Genomic DNA, 696 nt, shown 5'->3' with positions numbered 1-696 from the left:
GTACGCAGACAGCGTCGAAACGCCTATCGAAGTTTCCGCTATTCAAGAGGACGAACGCAAACAAGACGCGCCTGTCCTGCTGACGTCGTCTGAAAATGAAGTTCCAATGTCGTCTGAACCTATATCTGAAACCGCAGACGCAGAATCTCGTGAAACCGTTATCCATAAGGAAGAAGGTTTCGATTTCAAATTCTCCGAAAATCCGATTGTTGCTTGGTTCCTGCGCGGCAATCCGCTGCTGAAAACCGGTATCGTGGTGCTGTTCCTCGGCTTGGCGTTCCTCTTGCGCTATGCCTCCGAGCGGATTTATGTACCGGTGGAAATGCGTTACCTGACCGTTGCAGGCGCGGGTCTGGCGGCGGTTATCGGCGGCTGGAAGCTGCAAAGCCGCAAGCGCGAATACGGCTTGGTATTGCAGGGCTTCGGCGTGGCGGTGATGTATCTGACCTCTTTGGCGGCGTTGAAACTGCATCCGCTGCTGCCCGCACCGGTCGTGTTCGTGCTGATGGTGGCGATGGTCGTATTAATGGCGTTGCTGGCAATCAGGCAAAACGCGCAGATTATGGCGCAGGTTGCCTTGGTCGGCGGTCTGGCGGCGCCCATCCTGGTATCGGACGGCAGCGGCAATTATTTGGTGCTGTTCTCCTACCTTTCCCTGCTCAATGCCGGCGTAGCGGCGATTGCTTGGTTTAAAGC

At 55.6% G+C, this 696-nt stretch carries 1 protein-coding gene; it reads left to right on the top strand.

The features are described 5' to 3' along the window. Positions 1-696, top strand: a 696-nt coding sequence (locus ACTHUR_RS14390; protein ID WP_440399245.1) for a DUF2339 domain-containing protein, incomplete at both ends; no start/stop codon positions are given.

The organism is Neisseria sp. P0021.S007 (genome assembly GCF_051956855.1).
This window is presented reverse-complemented; position numbering and strand designations above follow the sequence as displayed.